General features: G+C 64.7%; 20 protein-coding genes. 13 read left to right on the top strand and 7 right to left on the bottom strand.

Annotation, left to right across the window (positions count from 1 at the left end; all coding sequences use genetic code 11):
* Position 1 precedes the first annotated feature (1 nt).
* Together H6955_15660 and H6955_15655 are read right to left on the bottom strand one after the other, a co-directional pair.
* The gene (locus H6955_15660; protein ID MCP5314994.1) at positions 2-1,192 is read right to left on the bottom strand and encodes a peptidoglycan DD-metalloendopeptidase family protein; all 1,191 of its coding nucleotides are present in this window, start codon (positions 1,190-1,192) and stop codon (positions 2-4) included.
* A gap of 35 nt (positions 1,193-1,227) precedes the next feature.
* Positions 1,228-2,784, bottom strand: a complete 1,557-nt coding sequence (locus H6955_15655; protein ID MCP5314993.1) for a 2,3-bisphosphoglycerate-independent phosphoglycerate mutase — start codon at positions 2,782-2,784, stop codon at positions 1,228-1,230.
* 314 nt (positions 2,785-3,098) lie between these two features.
* On the opposite strand from H6955_15655, the gene H6955_15650 reads away from it, so the two are divergent.
* From H6955_15650 to H6955_15635, 4 genes are all read left to right on the top strand, one after another.
* Positions 3,099-3,425: a winged helix-turn-helix transcriptional regulator gene (locus H6955_15650; GenBank protein MCP5314992.1), complete on the top strand. Its 327-nt coding sequence runs from the start codon at positions 3,099-3,101 to the stop codon at positions 3,423-3,425.
* 105 nt (positions 3,426-3,530) lie between these two features.
* Complete coding sequence (locus H6955_15645; GenBank protein ID MCP5314991.1) at positions 3,531-3,953, top strand: rhodanese-like domain-containing protein; 423 nt, start codon at positions 3,531-3,533, stop codon at positions 3,951-3,953.
* A 20-nt stretch (positions 3,954-3,973) separates the two neighbouring features.
* The gene (secB, locus tag H6955_15640) at positions 3,974-4,447 is read left to right on the top strand and encodes a protein-export chaperone SecB (GenBank protein ID MCP5314990.1); all 474 of its coding nucleotides are present in this window, start codon (positions 3,974-3,976) and stop codon (positions 4,445-4,447) included.
* Between the two features lies 1 nt (position 4,448).
* On the top strand, positions 4,449-5,450 hold the full coding sequence (locus tag H6955_15635) for an NAD(P)-dependent glycerol-3-phosphate dehydrogenase (protein MCP5314989.1): 1,002 nt from the start codon (positions 4,449-4,451) through the stop codon (positions 5,448-5,450).
* A gap of 13 nt (positions 5,451-5,463) precedes the next feature.
* Here the strand turns inward: H6955_15635 and H6955_15630 are convergent, their stop codons facing one another.
* Together H6955_15630 and H6955_15625 are read right to left on the bottom strand one after the other, a co-directional pair.
* Positions 5,464-5,898, bottom strand: coding sequence for a hemerythrin family protein (locus H6955_15630; protein ID MCP5314988.1), 435 nt, complete (start codon positions 5,896-5,898; stop codon positions 5,464-5,466).
* A 16-nt stretch (positions 5,899-5,914) separates the two neighbouring features.
* Entirely contained in the window at positions 5,915-7,702 is a 1,788-nt protein-coding gene (locus tag H6955_15625) for an EAL domain-containing protein (GenBank protein ID MCP5314987.1), read from the bottom strand.
* Between the two features lie 239 nt (positions 7,703-7,941).
* Between H6955_15625 and H6955_15620 the strand changes: the two genes are divergently transcribed.
* From H6955_15620 to H6955_15595, 6 genes are all read left to right on the top strand, one after another.
* The gene (locus H6955_15620) at positions 7,942-8,361 is read left to right on the top strand and encodes a heavy metal-responsive transcriptional regulator (protein MCP5314986.1); all 420 of its coding nucleotides are present in this window, start codon (positions 7,942-7,944) and stop codon (positions 8,359-8,361) included.
* Complete coding sequence (locus H6955_15615; protein ID MCP5314985.1) at positions 8,339-8,632, top strand: heavy-metal-associated domain-containing protein; 294 nt, start codon at positions 8,339-8,341, stop codon at positions 8,630-8,632. The genes H6955_15620 and H6955_15615 overlap by 23 nt, the downstream gene beginning before the upstream one ends.
* Positions 8,633-8,690: 58 nt before the next feature.
* On the top strand, positions 8,691-9,077 hold the full coding sequence (locus H6955_15610; protein MCP5314984.1) for a hypothetical protein: 387 nt from the start codon (positions 8,691-8,693) through the stop codon (positions 9,075-9,077).
* A 103-nt stretch (positions 9,078-9,180) separates the two neighbouring features.
* The gene (locus tag H6955_15605) at positions 9,181-10,458 is read left to right on the top strand and encodes an efflux RND transporter periplasmic adaptor subunit (GenBank protein ID MCP5314983.1); all 1,278 of its coding nucleotides are present in this window, start codon (positions 9,181-9,183) and stop codon (positions 10,456-10,458) included.
* Between the two features lie 10 nt (positions 10,459-10,468).
* Positions 10,469-13,822, top strand: a complete 3,354-nt coding sequence (locus tag H6955_15600; GenBank protein ID MCP5314982.1) for an efflux RND transporter permease subunit — start codon at positions 10,469-10,471, stop codon at positions 13,820-13,822.
* Complete coding sequence (locus H6955_15595) at positions 13,815-14,360, top strand: DUF924 domain-containing protein (GenBank protein ID MCP5314981.1); 546 nt, start codon at positions 13,815-13,817, stop codon at positions 14,358-14,360. Before H6955_15600 ends, H6955_15595 begins: the two co-directional genes overlap by 8 nt.
* 18 nt (positions 14,361-14,378) lie before the next feature.
* Here H6955_15595 and H6955_15590 read toward each other — a convergent pair whose 3' ends face one another.
* The 3 genes from H6955_15590 to H6955_15580 form a co-directional block, all read right to left on the bottom strand.
* Positions 14,379-14,582 (bottom strand): dodecin domain-containing protein, encoded by a 204-nt coding sequence (locus H6955_15590; protein ID MCP5314980.1) that lies wholly within the window; start codon positions 14,580-14,582, stop codon positions 14,379-14,381.
* 206 nt (positions 14,583-14,788) lie between these two features.
* Complete coding sequence (locus H6955_15585) at positions 14,789-16,801, bottom strand: EAL domain-containing protein (protein MCP5314979.1); 2,013 nt, start codon at positions 16,799-16,801, stop codon at positions 14,789-14,791.
* A 120-nt stretch (positions 16,802-16,921) separates the two neighbouring features.
* Positions 16,922-17,401 (bottom strand): tRNA (cytidine(34)-2'-O)-methyltransferase, encoded by a 480-nt coding sequence (locus H6955_15580; protein ID MCP5314978.1) that lies wholly within the window; start codon positions 17,399-17,401, stop codon positions 16,922-16,924.
* Here H6955_15580 and H6955_15575 point away from each other — a divergent pair.
* From H6955_15575 to H6955_15565, 3 genes are all read left to right on the top strand, one after another.
* Positions 17,400-18,377, top strand: coding sequence for a dihydroorotate dehydrogenase (locus tag H6955_15575; GenBank protein MCP5314977.1), 978 nt, complete (start codon positions 17,400-17,402; stop codon positions 18,375-18,377). The genes H6955_15580 and H6955_15575 overlap by 2 nt on opposite strands.
* A gap of 103 nt (positions 18,378-18,480) precedes the next feature.
* Positions 18,481-18,708, top strand: coding sequence for a hypothetical protein (locus tag H6955_15570; GenBank protein ID MCP5314976.1), 228 nt, complete (start codon positions 18,481-18,483; stop codon positions 18,706-18,708).
* Between the two features lie 120 nt (positions 18,709-18,828).
* Positions 18,829-20,082 carry an HDOD domain-containing protein gene (locus H6955_15565; GenBank protein ID MCP5314975.1) on the top strand — a complete coding sequence of 418 codons (1,254 nt, stop codon included), beginning with the start codon at positions 18,829-18,831 and terminating at the stop codon, positions 20,080-20,082.
* Positions 20,083-20,104: the final 22 nt, after the last annotated feature.

Here is a 20,104-nt window from a genome sequence, read left to right as displayed (position 1 = left end):
TTCATCCCACCTTGCCGCCAGAGGCCCGTCGGCACCATTTCGCCGGATCGATCGGGCGCCCCTGATAGCGGATACCGAAATACACACCGGCCTGTTCACGACCACCACTGCTGCCAACCAGCGCGATCGGCTCGTTGACCTCCACCCAGTCGCCGGCCTCTTTGAACAGACTCTGGTTGTGGCCGTACAGGGTCATGTACCCGTCGCCGTGATCGACGATCAACAGCAATCCGAATCCGCGCAACCAATCCGCGAACGCGACCCGTCCGTGATGCACGGCGCGCACCTCACGCCCTTCGGGCGCAGAGATCATAACACCGTCCCATACCAGGGCCCCGAGCTTCGGTGCACCGAAGCGTTTGACGATCCGGCCGCTCGACGGCCACGGCAGCGAACCCCGCAGACCGGCGAAATCGACCTGTTCCGGATTCTCCACCGGGATGTCGACCAACGCCTGTTCAATCCCGCTGAGCAGTGTCTCCAGTTCGCGTTCGTCGGACTGCAGACGGTCGAGCTGACGGCTCTGATCGTTCAACTCCCGGGTCAGCACCGCGACCACGTCCTGGCGCTGTGCCTGGCTCTGCCGCATCGCGGCCAATTCAGAGACCTGCTCGGCGTGCAGCCGGGCGAGCTTGCGCTCTTCGTCGCCGATCGCGGCCTCGGTGGCTGCGAGCTGGGCAATCTGATCGCGGATGGCGCGCATCTTCGCCGCCCGCGCCCTGCTCAGATAATCGTAGTAGACCATGACCCGGCTTACCGTGGCCGGGTCCTGCTGATTGAGAAGAATCTTCAGCCGTTCCTGGCGCCCCATCACGTAGGCGGCCCGCACCTGACGAGCCAGCGCGGTGCGCTGTTGCTCGAGCGACCGCACCTGCTGCTGGCGTTCGGCCCGCAACTCGTCGAGGCGCCCGCGTTGGCGTTCGAGCCGGCCGTCGAGGACGCGCAGCCGGCGGGCGAGCCGCCCGATCTGCTCTTCGGTCTCCTGCAGTTGCACGGACAGCTTGGTCTTCTCGCCGCTCTTTTCCTGCATCTGCTCGCGCAGGCCGGCGATCCGTGAACGCAGCGCCTCGAGCTGCTGGCGTTGGTGCTCGCCTTCCTCGGCGGGGGCGGCCTGCGCGGATGGGGCGAGCAGTACCCATATCGAGAGCAGGGCCAGGACCGGGCGCTGGAATGATTTCGATCGGCGTTGCATCGACCGAGGATATCAGCAGCGGCGCGCGGCCTGCCTCAGGCCGCGTCGGCGTCAGCGTCGGCGACCAGCAACAGCGATCGACCGGTCATCTCGGCGGGCTGCGGCAGCCCCATGATCTGCAGCAAAGAAGGTGCGATGTCGCACAGCGCACCATTCTCCATCAGCGCCGAGGCACCACGCCCGACATAGATCAACGGTACCGGGTTCGTGGTGTGCGCGGTGTGCGGCTGCTCCGCCTTCGGATCGACCATCTGCTCGGCATTACCATGATCGGCGGTGATCAGCATCTCGCCACCGACCTCGAGCACCGCATCGGTGACCCGGCCGAGGCACTCGTCCAGCACCTCGATCGCCTTGACCGCGGCCTCGTAATTTCCGGTATGACCGACCATGTCGCCGTTGGCGTAGTTGCAGATGATGGCGTCGAACCGCTGGCTGCGGATCGCCTCGACGAGCCTGTCGGTGACCTCGAACGCGCTCATCTCCGGCTCCAGGTCGTAGGTCGCCACCTTTGGCGACGGAATCAGGATGCGCTCCTCGCCTTCGTTCGGCGCCTCCACGCCACCGTTGAAGAAGAAGGTCACGTGCGCGTATTTCTCCGTTTCGGCGATACGTAGCTGGTGCAGACCCAGGTTGGCGATATATTCGCCAAAGGTGTTGGCCAGACGCTCGGGGGGATAGGCGACCGGGATATCGAAGTCCTTGTTGTACTCGGTCAACGAGACGAACGTCGCGATCTTCGGCACGACCTCGCGGTCGAAACAGTCGAAGTCCGGCTCGATGAACGGCCGGGTGATCTGCCGCGCACGATCCGAGCGGTAATTCATGTTGATGATCACGTCGCCGTCCTCGACCCTGACCGCCGGGCCGATGCAGGACGCCTTGACGAACTCGTCGGTCTCACCGCGCGCATAGGCATCGTTCAGCGCCTGGACCGCCGACGGCGCGCAGTGCACGGCACGGCCCTCGGTGATCAGGTCATAGGCCTGTTTGATCCGGTCCCAGCGATGGTCGCGGTCCATCGCGTAGTAGCGGCCAATGATGGTCGCGATGCGCCCCCGTCCGAGCTCCGCGAACACCTCGTCCATCGCCTTCAGCGAAGGTTCGGCGCTCTTGGGCGGCATGTCGCGGCCATCGAGGAAGGCATGGACATAGACCTTCTCGGCGCCGCGCCACACGGCCAGCTTGACCATCGCGTGGATCTGCTCTTCGTGGCTGTGCACCCCGCCCGGAGACAACAGTCCGAGAATGTGCACCGCGCTGCCGTTGCTGACCGCGAGATCGACCGCATCGGTCAGGGTGCGGTTGCTGAAGAACGACCCGGTGCGGATCGAGCGCCCGATACGGGTGAACTCCTGGTACACCACCCGTCCGGCACCCAGGTTCAGGTGGCCGACCTCCGAGTTGCCCATCTGGCCGCCCGGGAGCCCCACCGCTGAACCCGACGTACGGATGGCGGTATGCGGATAAGTGGCCCAGAGACGGTCCCAGACCGGGGTGTCGGCGGCGAGGATCGCGTTGTGGTCGGTATTGTCGCTCAATCCCCATCCGTCGAAGATAAGGAGAACTGCCGGACGTACCTTGATATTCATTTTCTTCCTAACGGCGAGGCGAGGATCCCGCCCACCGATCACAAATTAACCACATGATTAAGCAGTAAAATTTTCGACGCGCGCCAGGCCGCAAGCGGCCTGCGTATTGAACCATGTTAGACAGTTGCACGCCATCTGCAGCGCGCGCCGGGTACCCGCCATAAAAGAAAATTTGTCAGGAATTGAAGAAAAATGCTCGCTGGAGCCGACGGATTGCTGTTCCAATAGCGGTCTATTATTAGATTAGAGGCTAGTAAATAGCCCACCGGAGGAGTATTAAGCTTGTGAATCTTCCTGATAAATCATTTGTATCCATGGCAGACGAATTTGAAAGCGAGCTCTCCCTGCTGGAGGGCGACGAAGACATCGACCGGGCCTCACGTTCGCTGAAGGCCATGTCCCACCCTCTCCGCCTGAAGATTCTCTGCACCCTGGGCGACGAAGAGGTCAGCGTTCAGGATATCGTCGACCAGGTCGGGACATCGCAGAGCAACATCTCACAGCACCTTGCGATCCTGCGCGATAAGGGTATCCTCACGTCGCGAAAAGACGCCAACCGGGTGTTCTACCGGGTCAGCGACAATCGCACCCTGCGCCTGATCTGCATGATGCGCGAAGTGTTCTGTTCGCACGAACACTGACCCGGGCGCACCGCACGACGTGTTTCCGATGGCGGGATGGCCCATGTGCCTCCCGTTTCTTCGTTTGCGACGCCGGTATCCCAGCCCGGCGCGGGGCAGGTGACGATGGAACAACTGATCGAATTCGCCGGTAACCATGCGCTGCTCGTCGGTGCCTTTCTGGTCGTGTTGACCGCGCTGATGTGGCATGTCGCCACGGATCCGGGCGGCAAGGACGCAATCGACCCGCTCGGCGCCACCGCGCTGATCAACCACGAGAATGCGGTGGTGCTGGACGTTCGGTCGATGGCCGAGTTCAAGGACGGGCATATCGTCAACGCGGTCAATGTGCCGCTGAACGGACTCGGCAACAACCTCAAACAGCTCGAAAAGCATCGCGCCAAACCCATCGTCGCCGTGTGCCGTTCGGGCTCCCGTTCAGGCGCCGCGTGCCGCATGCTGCGTAAGCAGGGATTCGAGCACGTCAAGAATCTGCGCGGCGGCATGCTGGCGTGGGAGAACGCCAATCTACCCGTCAAGCGCAGATAGTCCCCCCTCAGGAGAACACAGTGAGCGAAGAACAAAAGGCGCAACAACGACAGTTTCTGGTTCAGCGCATCTACACCAAGGATATCTCGTTCGAGGCGCCCAACAGCCCGCAGATCTTCCAGGAAAACTGGACACCCGAGATCAAGGTGGGACTGAGCAGCGAATCGCAGAAACTCGGTGATGATTCGGTGGAGCTGGTGTTGAGCGTCAGCGTCGATGCCAAACACCAGGGCAAGACGGTGTTTCTGGTCGAGGTGAAGCAGGCCGGGGTGTTCCTGGTGCAGGGGTTCAGCGACGAAGAGCTGGAGGCACTGATGGGCATCGCCGCGCCCAACGTGCTGTTTCCGTATGCACGCGAGGCGGTCTCCGACCTGGTGACGCGCGGCAGCTTCCCGCAGTTCGTGCTGCAACCGGTGAACTTCGAAGCGCTGTTTGCACAGCAGCGGCAGGCCCGTGCCCAGTCGGCGGAGGCCACCGCCGGCAATCCGCACTGATTTGGCCGAGCCCCCGATCAGGCTGGCGGTTCTCGGTGCCGGTTCCTGGGGGACCGCGCTGGCAATCCATCTGGCCCGCAACGGCTCGCCGGTCACGCTGTGGGGGCACCTCCCGGACGAAATCGCGGCGCTTCGCCGTGAACGCGAGAACCGCCACTACCTACCCGGTGTCACGCTGCCGGACTCGCTTGAACCGAGCGACGACCTGGCCGCCAGCGTGTGCGAAGCGGACGAAATCCTGGTCGTGGTGCCGAGCCATGCCTTTGCCCAGGTGTGTGCCGATGTTGCCGCACTACGCCCTCAACTCAGCACCCTGAGCTGGGCGACCAAGGGATTCGATCCGCACGACCACATACTGCTCAGCGAAGTCGTGGCGCGCCACCTGCCGCTCGCCGACATGGCGGTGGTCTCGGGACCGACCTTCGCCGGCGAGGTCGCCCGCGGTCTGCCGACCGCGATCACTGTCGCCGCGGACAAGCCGGCACATGCGGAGCGGGTCGCCGGCTTTCTGCACGGTGAGAATTTCCGCGCCTACACCAGCGACGACCTGGTCGGCGTCCAGGTCGGCGGCGCCACCAAGAACGTCATGGCCATCGCCGCGGGTATCTCCGATGGCCTCGGCTTCGGGGCCAATGCGCGCGCCGCGTTGATCACCCGTGGTTTGCACGAGATCACCCGACTGGGCCTGGCGATGGGTGGCAAGACGGAGACCTTCATGGGCCTCGCAGGACTCGGTGACCTCGCGCTCACCTGCACCGACGACCAGTCACGCAACCGCCGAATGGGCCTCGCGCTGGCCCGCGGCCTCGACATCGACGCTGCGAAGCGGCAGATCGGGCAGGAGGTCGAAGGTGTCGCGACCGCGCGCGAGGTGCGCACCCTCGCCCAGCGACTGGGTGTCGAGATGCCCATCACCGAACAGGCCTACCGGGTCCTCTACGAGGGGCTGGACCCGGCCCGGGCGGTCAAGAACCTGCTCAGTCGCGAGGCCAAGTCCGAGTAGGTCCCGGCTGGGGTCAGCGCTGGCTTCGCTTGGTCAGGATGAACCCCGCCAGCTGCCGGTCCGTGTCCATGATGTGGTGAGCAATCCAGTCGTACAGGAAGTTGATCAGCTGGTCGAAATCGATGTGCTCACGGTTCTGCAATGCCTGCTGCATGGTGGCGATCTTGTCTGCAAAGGCGCGGTGTCGCGCGATGTGATTCGTCGCGTCCGCGGCCGCTTCCACATCGTAGGCGTACTCCTTCATCAACGCCTCTTCGGTGCGGAAATGGTAGATGGCATACGCCAGCAGTTCGCGGACCAGGTGCCGCAACTGCGTGGGCGTCACCCCTTGGCGCAGTGCCGCCGCCGCTTCATTCGCCAGGTTGATCAGGTTGCGATGTTGGCTGTCGATCTCGTCGACACCGGTCGCCAGGGTTTCGTCGAACAACATTTCCCGGTAACTGCCCATCAGCACATGCCTCCGTTCAGGGTGCGGTCCAGGCGGGATCGGCACGGAACGCCTCCAGCCACTCCATGAATGCGTCTGCCGGCAGCGGTGGCGCGATGCAGAACCCCTGCATCAGGTCGCAACCTGCCGCCAGCAACCACCGCACCTGCTCCACGCGTTCGACGCCGACCGCGACAACGTCGCGCCGGAACGATCGGCCCAAGGCGATGATCGCCTCGACCAGCGCCCGGTCTTCGGTGTCGTCGAGCATGTCTCGAATGAATGTGCGGTCGATCTTCAGCGTGCGCGCCGGCACCCGCCGCAGGTGGTCCAGGGTCGAATAGCCGGTGCCAAAGTCATCCAGAGAGAACCCCACGCCGTTCTCCCGGCAACGCGCGACCTGATCGGCAATGTTGGTCACCGCGTCGAGTGCCGCCTTTTCGGCGATCTCGAGGTCCAGGCGCAGTGCCTCCGGCTTCCCGGACGCGACCAGCGCAGCGCGTAGCCGATCCACGAAATCCGGTTGCTGGAGCTGGCGGGCGAACAGGTCGACCGCGACCGACAGGGGGTGCCCTGCGGCGTGCCAGATCCCGGCCTGACGCAGGGCTTCAGCCATTACGAAGTCGCCGATCTCGAGCGCGAGGTCGTTGTCCTCGACCAGCGGCAGGAACTGGATCGGCGGCAAGATCCCCAGGATCGGGTGGCGCCAGCGCAGCAACGCCTCGGCACCGACCACCCGACCGGCCCGGCAGTCCACGATGGGCTGGAAGAACAACACCAGCTCCCGGTCCCGCACCGCACGCCGCACTTCGCGTAGCGTTTCGCGTTGTGCCGCCAGGCGCTCCTCGCCGCCGGGGTTGAACCACCGGAAGGTGTTTTTGCCGGCGCGCTTCGCGAGATACATCGCCTTGTCGGCATGCCGTAACAGCGTATCGGGATCGCTGTCGTCGAGCGGATACACGGTCACCCCGATGCTCGCCGATACGCCGTCGACGTGGGCGCCACCGATCTGGTAGGGCGCCGCGAGCGACCGCAGGATTCGCTCGATCACCGGAACGCAGTCCCCACGCTCCTGCAGATCGCCGAGCAGCACCACGAACTCGTCACCGCCGAGCCGCGCAACCGTATCGCCTCCGCGCACCTCATCCGCGAGCCGCCCGGCGGCCTGTTTCAACAGCTCGTCGCCGGCTTCGTGTCCGAGTGCGTCGTTGACCGACTTGAAACCGTCGAGGTCGAGGTAACAGACCGCCAGCTGCCTGCCTCTGCGGCTCTCCTGCGGCAGCAATTGACGCATGCGATCGTGTAGCAGACGACGGTTGGGAGCACCCGTGAGGGTGTCGTAGTTCGCCAGTTGAGCCATCAACTGCGACTGCAGCTTGAGTTCGGTGATGTCGGTGACCGACGACACCATCCCCTGCTTGGCCTGAGGTTCGTCGGTCAACAGCGGTACCGCGGTGAAACTGAGCCAGCGTCGCATGCCGTGACGCCCGGTCACCTGGACCACGACCGGCCGGGCCAGACGTCCGGCGCGTACCGCTTTGACCGCCGTCGGCTCACTGAACACCAGCCGGTTACCGCTGCTGTCGGCGAGTCGGTTCACGAACTGGTCGAATCCGGTCGCACCCAGCGGCAACTGTTCGTCACCGAACAGCTCGCGCATCGCCGGGTTGGCATAGCGCAGCGTGCCGCCGCCGTCCCAGAGCGCGACGCCTTCGGTCAGGTGTCTGAGCACCGTGATGAGCTGGTGCCCACTGCCGACCAGCGGCGCTATCGCTTCGGCACCCGGCACGGGGGGGCTGTCGCGAGAATCCGTATTGTTCGTCAAGCGACACTCCGTGTGCCGATGTGGATGGGATAAGACCCTGATCGTCTGCACGATCATACACAGCGCGCCGCCGCGTGTGATCCAGCGGACGACGCCCGAACAGCGTCTGAAGACGACCGGCGAGACCTGGCCGTCCGACTCCCCACACGCCACGGGGAAATCACCGCTTGACCTGGAGTTAACTCCAGGTATTACTCTCCGCAATCACTGGACGAGGGAGAGTGGCGGTGGTCACCACGTTGAGCATTCGGGATGCAGGTGCCGAGACCGGCCTGAGCGCCGATACCCTGCGGTATTACGAAAAGATCGGGCTACTCGGTCCGGTGCGGCGAAACGCCGGCGGCCAGCGCCGTTACGTGGCGGCCGATATCGCGCGGTTGCATTTCGTGCGCCGCGCCCAGGCCATGGATTTCAGCCTCGAGGAGATCGCGCAACTGCTGGACCTGCGCGAGCGAGGGGGCGATGTACGTGCCGACGTCAGGGCGATGACCGAAACCAAGCTGGCCGCGATCGAGCAGCGTATCCAGGCGCTCAGCCTGCTGCGAGACGAATTGAGCGAGCTGGTCAGCGCCTGCCGGGCGAGCCAACACCACTGTCCGATCATTGAGCGGATGGACAAACCTACGGAGTGCGGAGATGAGCTACACGATTGCGGTTGAGAACGTCAAATGCGGCGGTTGTGCGAATACGATTCGCAACAAGCTGCTGGAGTCGGCGTTGGCGCAGACGGTCGAGGTCGACATCGAACGCGGCGAGGTGCATGTCGAAGGCAATCCGGAATGGCGGGACCAGGTCGCACTGACCCTGGGCAAGCTGGGCTATCCCGAGGTGGGTTCGGTCGAGGGAATCCGTGCCGCAGGCGCGAAGGCCAAGTCGTTCGTCAGTTGCGCGATCGGCCGGATTGACAATTCCACCGGCTCGGGCAGTTGAAATAACGGCGCGCCGGGTCGGGTCTGAACCAGGAGGCGGCAACAGGGTGGTGATGCGGATGATCAGCAGATTCGCCGGCAGAACCTCTGCCCGGTCCCTCGTGGGCCGCCTGCTGCTCGCCCTGCTGCTCGCCGGCAACCTGCCGTTTGGCAGCGCATCCGCGGCACCGGCCGCGACCGTCGAACCTGACGGCATGCCCTGTCATACGCAGTCCGATCCCGCTATGACCGACGGTGCGACGCCCCCGGCTGAACCCTGCCCACACTGCGCCTCCGGCGAACCGGGGGCGGCCTGTCCGTGCTGCGGTCACGGCATGCCGCCCGGCCTGGGCTCACCAGGCCCCGGCGTCACACCGGCGATCATGGCGCTGACTGCAGCGCACCGCCGGCCCTCCGACAATCCGCTCGACGTGCCGCGCACGCCACCGTTCCGCCCGCCGATCTGACCGCCACTCATCGACACGCGCGATCGAGGTGCCGCGGGCGCCGGGGTCCCACCCGGCAGACAGTCATGACGGCGACGATGAACATCGTCAATAAGGTGGTTTGATGAAAGTGGGTATTTACTATTTTCCTGGCTTTTCGGTCATGCTGATCGCGGCCACGCTGCTCCTCGCCGCTTGTTCCCGGCCAGAGGCGGTCCCCAGCGAACCCCTCGCCGCGGCGACCGACGACACGGCGCTGCAGCACGCAGCCAAACACCTCGATCCCAAATACGTCTGCCCGATGCACCCGCAGATCGTGCGCGACGAGCCGGGCAACTGCCCGATCTGCGGCATGGATCTGGTGGCGAAGATGATCGACGCGCAGGCCGGCAGGCACCCGACCGTCGAGATCAGCAACGCCGTGATCAACAACATGGGGGTGCGATACGCGCCGGCGCAACACGCGACGCTGTGGAAATATATCCAGACGGTCGGCCGCATCGACTACGACGAGACCCGTTTGGCGCACGTGCACCCGCGCGCGGCCGGCTGGATCGAGCAACTCGAACTGAAGGCCGAGGGCGACCCGGTTCGCCGCGGGCAGCTGATCGGCCGACTGTACTCCGAGGAGATCCTGTCCGCTCAGGTCGACTTCCTGATCGCGCTCGGTCAGTCGGGCGGCAAGGCGCGTCTCGAGAAGGCACGCAACCGCCTGCGCCTGCTCGGTGTGCCCGAGGGTACGATCACCGCGATCCAGAACAAGGGCGAGTCGGTCAACACCGTCCCGGTGCTGGCGAATGCCGACGGCGTGGTGACGATGCTCGGCGCGCGCAAGGGGATGTACGTGACGCCCGACAAGGAGATCGTCACCATCGCTGATCTCGGCCGGATCTGGGTTCTGGTCGACGTCTACGAACACCAGATCGATTGGCTCGCCGAAGGGCTGACCGCCGAGATCAAGGTGCCCGCCTACCCCGGCAGGACCTGGGAGGGCAAGGTGGAATACATCTACCCGCAGCTCGATCCCAAGTCGCGCACCCTGAAGGTGCGTCTGGCGTTCGACAATCCGGACGGCCTGCTCAAGGCCAATATGTTCGCCGACGTCGTGATCTATGGTGGCCCGAAACGCGACGTGCTGGCGGTGCCCGCGGAGGCGGTCATCGAAACCGGCCGGCGTACCAGCGTGGTGTTGGCACTGGGCGGGGGACGCTTCCGGCCGGTCGACGTCGTGACCGGAATGAACAGCGGTGGCAAGGTTGAGATCCTCAGCGGACTCAAGGCCGGCGACCAGGTGGTCGTGTCGGGGCAGTTCCTGATCGACTCCGAATCCAGCCTGCAGGCGAGCTTCCTGCGGATGGACGAGACCGCCGCCCCCGCCACTCCAGCCTCCGACGATCGATGAGGGCCGACCGATGTTGAACAAACTGATCGTCTGGTCGGTGCGCAACCGGTTCCTGGTCGTGCTCGCCTCGCTGGTGATCACCGGCTGGGGGTGGGTGGCATTGCACAAGACGCCGCTGGACGCGATCCCTGATCTGTCCGACGTGCAGGTGATCATCCGCACCAGCTTCCCCGGGCAGGCACCGCGCGTGGTCGAGGACCAGATCACCTACCCGATCACCACGACGATGCTGTCGGTGCCCGGCGCCCAGGTGGTGCGCGGATACTCCTTCTTCGGCGATTCGTACGTCTACGTGATCTTCGAGGACGGGACCGACCTCTATTGGGCGCGTGCCCGGGTACTCGAGTACCTGAACCAGGCGGCAGCGGAACTGCCCGAGGGCGTGGAACCGCGGATAGGCCCGGACGCGACCGGCGTCGGCTGGGTCTACAACTACGTGCTGGTCGACCGCAGCGGACGACACGACCTCGCGGAGTTGCGCAGCCTGCAGGACTGGTTCCTGAAGTATGAGTTGCAGACCGTCCCCGGAGTGTCCGAGGTCGCGACCGTGGGTGGCATGGTGCGCCAGTACCAGGTGGTGGTCGACCCGGAGAAGCTGCGCGCCTTCGGTCTCACCCTTGCCCGGGTCTCGGCGGCGATCCGCGCGGCCAACCGGGAGGTTGGTGGCTCGGTGGTCGAGTTGGCCGAGGCCGAATACATGGTACGCACGCGCGGTTACCTGCGCGGCATCGACGACCTCGAGCAGGTCCCGATCAGCGTGACCGAGATGGGCACACCGGTGTTGTTGCGCGATATCTCGCGGGTGCAGATCGGGCCCGAGATGCGCCGCGTGGTCGCCGATCTCGATGGCGCAGGCGAGGTGACCGGCGGCATCGTCGTGATGCGCTACGGTGAAAACGCATTGGCGACCATCGAGCGGGTCAAGACCAAACTGGATCAGCTGCGCCAGGGCCTCCCGCCGGGTGTCGAGATCGTCGAGACCTACGACCGTTCGGCGCTGATCAAGCGCGCGGTCAGCAACCTCGAGGACAAGCTGGTCGAGGAGTTCATCGTGGTCGCGCTGGTGTGCCTGGTGTTCCTGTTTCACCTGCGCTCGGCGTTCGTCGCGATCGTCACGCTGCCGCTCGGCATCCTGGCATCGTTCATCGTGATGCAGCACCAGGGCATCAACGCGAACATCATGTCGCTCGGCGGCATCGCGATCGCGATCGGCGCCATGGTCGACGCGGCGATCGTGATGATCGAGAACGCGCACAAGCACCTTGAACGCTACCGACACGAACACGGCCAGGCCCCGGTCGGCGCCGAGCATTGGAAAGTGATTACTCACGCTGCAGCAGAAGTCGGCCCGGCGCTGTTTTTTTCGCTGCTGATCATCACGCTGAGCTTTCTGCCGGTATTCACACTGGAGGCCCAGGAGGGGCGCCTGTTCGCGCCGCTGGCGTACACCAAGACCTACGCGATGGCGGCCTCCGCCGGACTGGCGGTCACCCTGGTGCCGGTGCTGATGGGGTACTTCATCCGGGGGCGGATTCCCGACGAGCGGCGGAACCCGCTGAATGTCTTTCTGATATGGATCTATCGCCCGCTGTTGAACGCGGTCATGCGTTGGCCCCGCTTCACCTTGTTCAACGCCCTGCTGGTCGTGCTGAGCCTGGTGATCCCCATCGCCGGGATCGGTGGCTATCTGGCTCCGCTGAAATGGCCGTTTCAGATCGCTGAATCGCTGGGCGGCGCACCGCGGGCGGAAATCCAGGAGATCGAAGCGATGCAGCAGGCGCTGCGCCGCCACTGGCGGCAGACGTTCGGCGACACGCCCTGGCTGGCGCGTTTTGCCGACGGCCTCGGCTCGGAGTTCATGCCCGAACTGGACGAGGGCGACCTGATGTATATGCCGACCACGCTGCCCGGTCTGTCGATCGGCAAGGCGCAGGAGTTGTTGCAGCAGACCGATCGCCTGATCAGCAAGGTGCCGGAGGTGGCACGGGTGTTCGGCAAGATCGGTCGTGCCGACACGGCGACCGACCCGGCACCGCTGACGATGATCGAGACGGTCATCCAGCTCAAGCCGCGGGACCAGTGGCGGCCGGGCATGACCACCCGCGGGATCATCGACGAACTCGACCGCACAGTGAACTACCCGGGTGTGACCAATGCCTGGGTGATGCCGATCAAGACGCGCATCGACATGCTCGCGACCGGGATCAAGACACCGGTCGGCATCAAGGTGGCGGGGCCCGATCTGGCCGAGATCGAGCGCATCGGTCGCGAGATCGAGCGCGTGGTTCTGGGCGTGCCGGGCACCACGTCTGCGTACTCGGAACGGGTTGCCGGCGGACGCTACATCGACATCGTGCCCGACCGGGTCGCAGCGGCGCGCTATGGACTGAACATCGAGGACCTGAACCAGGTGATCGCGGCCGCGGTCGGCGGGATCAACATCGCACAGACGGTCGAGGGCTTGGAGCGCTACCCGGTCAATCTGCGCTTCCCGCGCGAGCGTCGCGACGACATCGAAAAGTTGCGTGCGCTGCCGCTGGTCACCCCCACCGGGGCGCAGATCCCGCTGGCGCAGGTCGCCGAGGTCAAGATCATCGACGGCCCTCCGATGCTGAAGAGCGAGAACGCCCGCCTCAACGGCTGGACCTTCGTCGATATCCGCGACGTCGACCTCGGCAGCTACGTGGCCGCTGCGCAGCAGGCGGTGCGTACACAGGTGGCCCTGCCGGCCGGCTACTCGATCACCTGGTCCGGGCAATACGAGTACATGCTGCGTGCCCAGGCCCGCCTGTCGCAGGTCGTACCGCTGACCCTGGTGATCATCTTCGTGTTGCTCTACCTGACGTTCCGGCACGCCGGCCAGGCGGCCATCGTGATGGGCTCACTGCCGTTCGCGCTGGTCGGCGGATTCTGGCTGATCTTCCTGCTCGGTTACAACCTGTCGGTCGCGGTCGGCGTCGGCTTCATCGCGTTGGCCGGCGTGGCCGCGGAGTTCGGTGTCGTGATGCTGGTCTACCTGGACAATGCACTGCGCGACCACGCGCGCCGCGGACCCTTGACCCCCGAGGCGCTGCGCGACGCGATCATGGAGGGCGCTGTGTTGCGCGTACGCCCCAAGGCGATGACGGTTGCAGTGATCGTTGCCGGGTTGCTGCCGATCTTCCTCGGCACGGGCACCGGTTCAGAGGTGATGAGCCGTATCGCCGCACCCATGATCGGGGGCATGATCACCGCACCGCTGCTGTCGCTGTTCGTCATCCCGGTGATCTATCTGATCTGGAAAGGGTACACGATCGGGCAGACCGCCGCCGGGCCACAACCGGTCCCGGAGGGCGAGGCCGCCGCCGTCGCGAGCCATGACTGAGCCCGCACAGATACTGGATTTCTGGTTTGCCGACGGCATGCATAAACAGTGGTTTCGGGCCCCTCCGGCACTCGATGCGCGCATCCGCGCACGCTTCGAGTCGACCTGGAAGGCCGCCGCGCGCGGCGAGTTCAGCGAGTGGCTGCAGTCACCCGACGGTGCACTGGCGCTGGCCATCGTGCTCGACCAGTTTCCGCTGAACATGTACCGCGGTCAGCCACAGGCGTTTGCGACCGAGCGTCAGGCGATCGCGATCAGCCACGACGCGATCGATCGCGGACACGACCGTCGCTTACCGCACGAGCGCGTCGCTTTTCTGTACATGCCATTGATGCACAGCGAAGAGATCGACGACCAGACGCTCGCGGTACGGTTGTTCGAACGCGCGGGACTTTCGTCCAACCTGCGCTTCGCCCGGCACCATCGCGACCTGATCCGGCGCTTCGGGCGGTTCCCGCACCGCAATGCGATCCTTGGCCGGCCGAGCACCCCGGAGGAGCTGGCCTATCTGGCATCCGACGAGGCGTTTCGCGGCTGATCGACGTGCGGGCGGCGTTCAGTCTTTGAGGACGAACGTGACCTTCAGGTGCACCCGGTACTCCTGGATCTTGCCGTCCGCGACATTCACCGACTGATCCTGGACCCAGGCGGAGGTGACGTTCTGCAGGGTCTTGGAGGCGCGCTTGACGCCCTTCCGCACGGCATCATCGAAACTCTCTTTGGACGACGAAATGATTTCGGTCACTTTGGCGACGGCCATTGGCGCTCTCCTGAGGCGGCAGTTGGAACCTTAAAAGCTAGCACATGCCGGCAGGGATCCCCGGCGCCGGCGCATTGGCGACGTACGGGGGACGATGTCCGGATTCGATTCGGATGTCCGGCCAGGCGCGTGCCGACCCGGGGGGTTCACGTGATGGAGTGCGGGTCCGGTCGGCCGCCGCGACAGTCCGGCAATGCCGGAGCCGCCTAGCCGATGCTGCCGCGTTGTCGACCGCCCGATCGATAGTTGGCGGCCAACGCGAGCGGAAAGCCGCTCTGCGCGAGCGCGAGAAAATCCGCCTGTGGGACCGCCTCGCTGAAAAGAAAACCTTGTACGCAACGGCAGCCGTGGGCCACCAGCCACGCCAGCTGCGGGTCGGTCTCCACACCTTCGGCCACGATCTTGGTGCCGAGCTGATCGCCGAGGGTCAGGATCGCATCGACCAGCGCGGCGTCACGTTCACCGGTCGGCAGGTCATCGATGAAAGACTTGTCGATCTTGATCGCATCGACCGGGAGGTTCTTCAGGTAGGCGAGCGAAGAGAAGCCGGTACCGAAGTCATCGAGCGCAATCTTCACTCCGATCGTGTTCAACTCGGCAAGCAAGGTCGCGGTCCGTATGCTGTCTTCGATCAGCGCGCTCTCGGTCATCTCGAGCTCGAGCAGTTGCGGTGGCAACTCGGCCTTGTCCAGTGAGGCCTGCACCTGCTTGACGAAATCCGGTTGTTTGAGTTGGTGAGCGGATACGTTGACGTGCACGATCACGTCCAGACCGTGACGCAGACGCCATTGTTTGGCCGCCTCCAGTGCCTGGTCCAGCACCCAGTTGCCGATGCTGTTGATCAGCCCGCTCTGTTCAGCGACCGTGATGAACGCCGATGGCGACAACACGCCACGCTCCGGGTGGTGCCAGCGCAGCAATGCCTCGGCGGCACGCACCTCGCCGCTGAGCGCGTCGACGATCGGCTGATACCGGACCTCCAGCTGGTCGCGTTCCAGCGCCAGGCGCAGTTCGTCGCGCAGCGCGAGCTGTTCTGTCACCTCGGCCGACATCGCCGCGTCGTAGAATGCGAAATTGTTCGGACCGAGCGACTTCGCGGCATACATCGCGGTATCGGCGTGCTTCAGCAGCGTATGGATGTCGCCGCCGTCGCGCGGGTAGGTCACCACGCCGCAACTCCAGGTCACATAGGTTTCGTATTCCCCGATCGTGTAGTAACGACCGACACAGGAAAACAACCGCTCGATCACCCGTCCGATGCGCGCACCGTCATCCGAGTCCTCGATCACGACGACGAACTCGTCGCCGCCGAGACGCGCGACGGTGTCGCCGGCGCGCAGTACGCCACGCATCGCGTCGGCGACCTGGCAGAGCAGGAAATCCCCGTACTCATGACCAAAACTGTCGTTGATGGATTTGAATGAATCGAGGTCGATGAACGCGATCGCGACCTGGTGGCCGGTACGTCGCGACACCGCCAGCGTCTGTTCCATGCGCGTGTGCAGATAGGCCCGGTTGGGCAGCCCGGTCAGCACATCGTGTGTCGCCATGTACTCCGCCTGTTCCTTCTGCACCAGGAGTTCGCTGTTGGCGATCGCCAGGCGGTCGATCATCACCAGGAAGAACTTCGGCATCAGCACCAGGCCGAACATCAAACCGATGTACGTGCCCGGCTGCAGCCACAGGAATCCGCTGACGGCCACCGCCGTGGTGAACGTCAGCAGACCGAACAGCGTGGCGAACTGCATGAATCGCTCGCCATAGCGTATCCCGTTGCCGATCATCACCCACAGGAACAGCGGATAGAACGCGATTCCGGCGCCGGAAAAATGCGCCGTAAGGAACCCGGCCACGCCAAGGTCGAGCAGGATCACGACGTAGCGGCGCCACAGGTAGCGGTCGGGGTTGCGGGCGACGAACGAGAGGTAGAAGAAGCTCGCCAACATGTAGGCCAAGGCGAGCAGGAAAGGGGCATCGTTGTGGGCGTATAGCCCCCGGCTGGCATACATCACCAGGGTGCCGATCGCCGCGAGCACGATCCGCGAGACGGCCTGTCCCTGTTCCGGAGTGGCACCACCGCCCGGGCGGAAGAACAAGGCCTGCAGGACGCCGCTGCGGTCCGACGCCCTCCGGCGGGGGTGGGAGCGCGCCGCACGCCCAGCGCCTTCGGCGGCATGCCGAGCGACCACGCCGCCCGATTCACTGGCGCTGTGATTCATTTGGTCTCCCCATCGCGGCCACGGGCCACGCGCAGATGCAAGCCCCTGCCGTGATGAGATCGGCCAGCCGGACGATTACTTGACCCCGGTGGCAGACCCCGCGCAGGCCCCGGTCCGGGGTCAGGCACCTCCGGCGAAGTCGTGCTGGCGCCACGCCTCGAACAGCACGACCGCGACGCTGTTCGACAGATTCAGGCTGCGCTGTCCGGGACGCATCGGGATCCGTATCCGTCGGTGTTCAGGCAGTGCGTCGAGCATCGCCTGCGGCAGGCCTCGGCTCTCCGAACCGAACACGAATGCATCGCCGGGTAGATAGGTGACACGGTCGAGGCGTGTCGTCGCGCGCTTCGAGACCGCGAACCAGCGTGGCGGCGCCACGGCCTGTTCGAAGGCATCGAAATCGCCGTACCGGGTGACTTCGGCATATTCGTGATAGTCGAGGCCGGCGCGGCGCAGGCGCTTATCGTCGAAAGCGAAGCCGAGGGGTTCGATCAGATGCAGGCGGCTGCCGGTGTTGGCGCACAGGCGTATGATGTTGCCCGTGTTCGGCGGTATCTCCGGCTGAAACAGGACAACGTGAAACACTGGGGGACTCTCGATTTCGATGGCTGACAACGACCCACGCCTGGCTTTGGATTTCTGCGGCATGCAGTTCGCGACACCCTTGGTGCTGTTGTCGGGATGTGTCGGCTTCGGCGAAGAGTACACGCGCGTCGAAGGCTTCTCCAATCGTGATGCCGGCGCGGTGTGCCTGAAAGGCACCACGGGCACTCAGCGCTTGGGCAATGCACCGCACCGGGTCTATGAGACGCCTGCCGGTATGCTGAATGCGATCGGCCTGCAGAACCCCGGGGTGGACAAGGTGGTCGACGAGATTCTGCCGAGCCTCGATTTCAGCGAGACACGCTTCATCGCCAATGTCTCCGGCTCGACGGTCGAGGAATACATCGCGGTCACGCAACGCTTCGACGATTCCCCGATCGACGCCATCGAGATCAACATCTCTTGCCCGAACGTCAAGGAAGGCGGCGTGGCGTTCGGCAATGATCCGGACATGTCGGCGCGCGTCGTCGAGGCGTGCCGCGGGGTGACGCGCAAGCCGCTGATCACCAAGTTGTCACCGAACCAGACCGATATCGCGGAGAACGCGCGGCGCTGCATCGAGGCCGGCAGCGACGCCTTCGCGGTGATCAACACCCTGATGGGCATGGCGATCGACGTCGAGTCGCGCACACCTTATATCGGCAACAATCAGGGCGGCCTGTCCGGACCGGCGATCAAACCGATCGCGCTGCTCAAGGTGCACCAGGTGTATCAGGTGACCAGGCCGCACGGGATCCCGATCATCGGCCAGGGTGGCGTCACCACGCCGCAGGATGCCATCGAGTTCCTGCTCGCCGGCGCGACCGCGGTGGGGGTGGGGACCGCGCTGTTCTACGACCCGCTGATCCTGCCGAAGATCAACGCCGGCATTCTCGATTACCTGGAGCGACATCGGCTGGACCACGTCGCGCAGATCAGCGGGGCCTTGCAGCTGAACACGGCGCGGCCGACGGCACCGGCCTGCGGCTGTTGAGCCGCACAACCGCCGATTGACCGCTTACATTAGCAATAGGTTATACTCGGCGTACGCGTCCCTGGCGGACGCAGACAACTCCCAAACGCTCTTGGAGAGAAACATGACTGACAACGTCGACGCCCTGAAGGCGGAAAAGGCCACATTGATCGCCGAAATGCTCGAAATGCAGAAGCAATTCATCGATATCGAGCACAAGAACGGGATCTCCGGCAAAGACTACTACTACTCCCAGGAAGGCCTGCTCAAGGACTACCGCGAGGTCTACATGCAAAAGGCCATGCGAGTGGTAGAACTGTCGCACAAGATCGTCGGGTCAAGCGCCCTCTGATCGCGGCATTCCGCCTGCAAGGCCCGCTTTATGCGGGCCTTTTCATTTGTCCGCCGCTCAAGACTCGCGCGGTTCCGCCGATGCCAAGGGAACGAGAAGCATCACCGGATCGCGACCGCCATGAGCGAAACCCCAGACCACCCCTCCCCCGCGATATTGAGGCGGCTCAGTACGCTGCGCGACCTCGGCACCGACGAACTCAACACCCTCAGCGAACGCCTGTCGGTCCACGAGGCACGCAAGGGCACCGAGCTGCTGCGCCTCGGTGCGACCGATGACACCACGCTGTATCTGTTGGACGGCAGCTGCCGTCTGACCGCGGAGGACGGCGGCGGCAAGGTGATCCATCACACGGACCCGTCCGCGCTCGCGCCCCTGGCGCGACTGCGCCCAAGCCGGTACCGGGTGGTCGCCGAGTCCGCGGTGCGTTACCTGGAGATCGACAACGCCCTGGTCGTGCAGTCGCTCGGGAAGCTCGAGGACAGCTCCTCGCTGACACTCGAAACCTACGCGGTCGACGAAGACCCGGACATCAGCGACCTCGAGGCGGAGAACCGTCTCACGCTGCAGATCTACGAGGATCTGAATGCCAACCGCCTCCTGTTGCCGAGCCTGCCGCTTGTGGCGGTGCGGATTGGTGAGGCGGTCAATGACGAAAACTCGGATGCGCGCAAGGTCGCGGCGGTCATCGAGTCCGATCCGGCGATCGCACTGAAGATCGTCAAGGCGGCGAACAGCGCGCGCTACGGGGGGGTGTCCCAGACGGTGAGCGTGGCCGAGGCGGTCGCGCGGCTGGGGATGCAGAACACGCGCGTCCTGGTGATCACGTTCGCGCTGCGCGAACTGTTCCGTACGGCGTCGAAAAAGCTCGAACAGCGCATGCTCGAGCTTTGGGAACACTGTCGCCGGGTCGCCGCGCTGACCCGCGTGCTCAGCGACAAGGTCGGGGGATTCAACGCCCACGAGGCGCTGCTCGCCGGGCTGGTGCACGACATCGGCTCCGTGGCGGTGATCGGTTACGCACGCGATTTCCCGGAGGTGGCCGAAAACCGGGTCGCACTGGAATCGAGCATCCAGACGCTGCGCACCCAGTTGAGCGGCATGATCCTGTCGAAGTGGAAACTGCCGGACGAACTCGTGTCGGCCGCGAAAGAGGCCGAGAACTGGTACCGGCAACGCGCCGGCAAAGCCGACTATGCCGACCTGGTGATCGTCGCCCAGCTGCACGAGGGGGTCGGCGGCGATATCGACCCGGCCAAGGTTTCCGCGTTCACACGGCTCGGGCTGGCCCCGGACGAGATCGACCGCGGTCTGCAGCTGCTGCACGATGCCGACGACGAGGTCGCAGCCGTGCGCAGTCTGCTCTCCGGCTGACGGTTCGTAGGGGCACACCGAC

The sequence above is a fragment of the Chromatiaceae bacterium genome, assembly GCA_024235395.1.
Classification (GTDB): Bacteria; Pseudomonadota; Gammaproteobacteria; order Chromatiales; family Chromatiaceae; genus Thiosocius.
The sequence above is the reverse complement of the archived record's forward strand: the minus strand, read 5'-3'. Positions and strand labels throughout refer to the sequence as shown.

Coding starts and splice junctions, on each gene's coding strand:
- H6955_15590 (MCP5314980.1), bottom strand. CDS start 14,582: ATGGCCGTCGCCAAAGTGACCGAAATCATTTCGTCGTCCAAAGAGAGT.
- H6955_15605 (MCP5314983.1), top strand. CDS start 9,181: ATGAAAGTGGGTATTTACTATTTTCCTGGCTTTTCGGTCATGCTGATC.
- H6955_15615 (MCP5314985.1), top strand. CDS start 8,339: ATGAGCTACACGATTGCGGTTGAGAACGTCAAATGCGGCGGTTGTGCG.
- H6955_15655 (MCP5314993.1), bottom strand. CDS start 2,784: ATGAATATCAAGGTACGTCCGGCAGTTCTCCTTATCTTCGACGGATGG.
- H6955_15645 (MCP5314991.1), top strand. CDS start 3,531: ATGGAACAACTGATCGAATTCGCCGGTAACCATGCGCTGCTCGTCGGT.
- H6955_15565 (MCP5314975.1), top strand. CDS start 18,829: ATGAGCGAAACCCCAGACCACCCCTCCCCCGCGATATTGAGGCGGCTC.
- H6955_15610 (MCP5314984.1), top strand. CDS start 8,691: ATGATCAGCAGATTCGCCGGCAGAACCTCTGCCCGGTCCCTCGTGGGC.
- H6955_15630 (MCP5314988.1), bottom strand. CDS start 5,898: ATGGGCAGTTACCGGGAAATGTTGTTCGACGAAACCCTGGCGACCGGT.
- H6955_15595 (MCP5314981.1), top strand. CDS start 13,815: ATGACTGAGCCCGCACAGATACTGGATTTCTGGTTTGCCGACGGCATG.
- H6955_15600 (MCP5314982.1), top strand. CDS start 10,469: ATGTTGAACAAACTGATCGTCTGGTCGGTGCGCAACCGGTTCCTGGTC.
- H6955_15660 (MCP5314994.1), bottom strand. CDS start 1,192: ATGCAACGCCGATCGAAATCATTCCAGCGCCCGGTCCTGGCCCTGCTC.
- H6955_15650 (MCP5314992.1), top strand. CDS start 3,099: ATGGCAGACGAATTTGAAAGCGAGCTCTCCCTGCTGGAGGGCGACGAA.
- H6955_15570 (MCP5314976.1), top strand. CDS start 18,481: ATGACTGACAACGTCGACGCCCTGAAGGCGGAAAAGGCCACATTGATC.
- H6955_15585 (MCP5314979.1), bottom strand. CDS start 16,801: ATGAATCACAGCGCCAGTGAATCGGGCGGCGTGGTCGCTCGGCATGCC.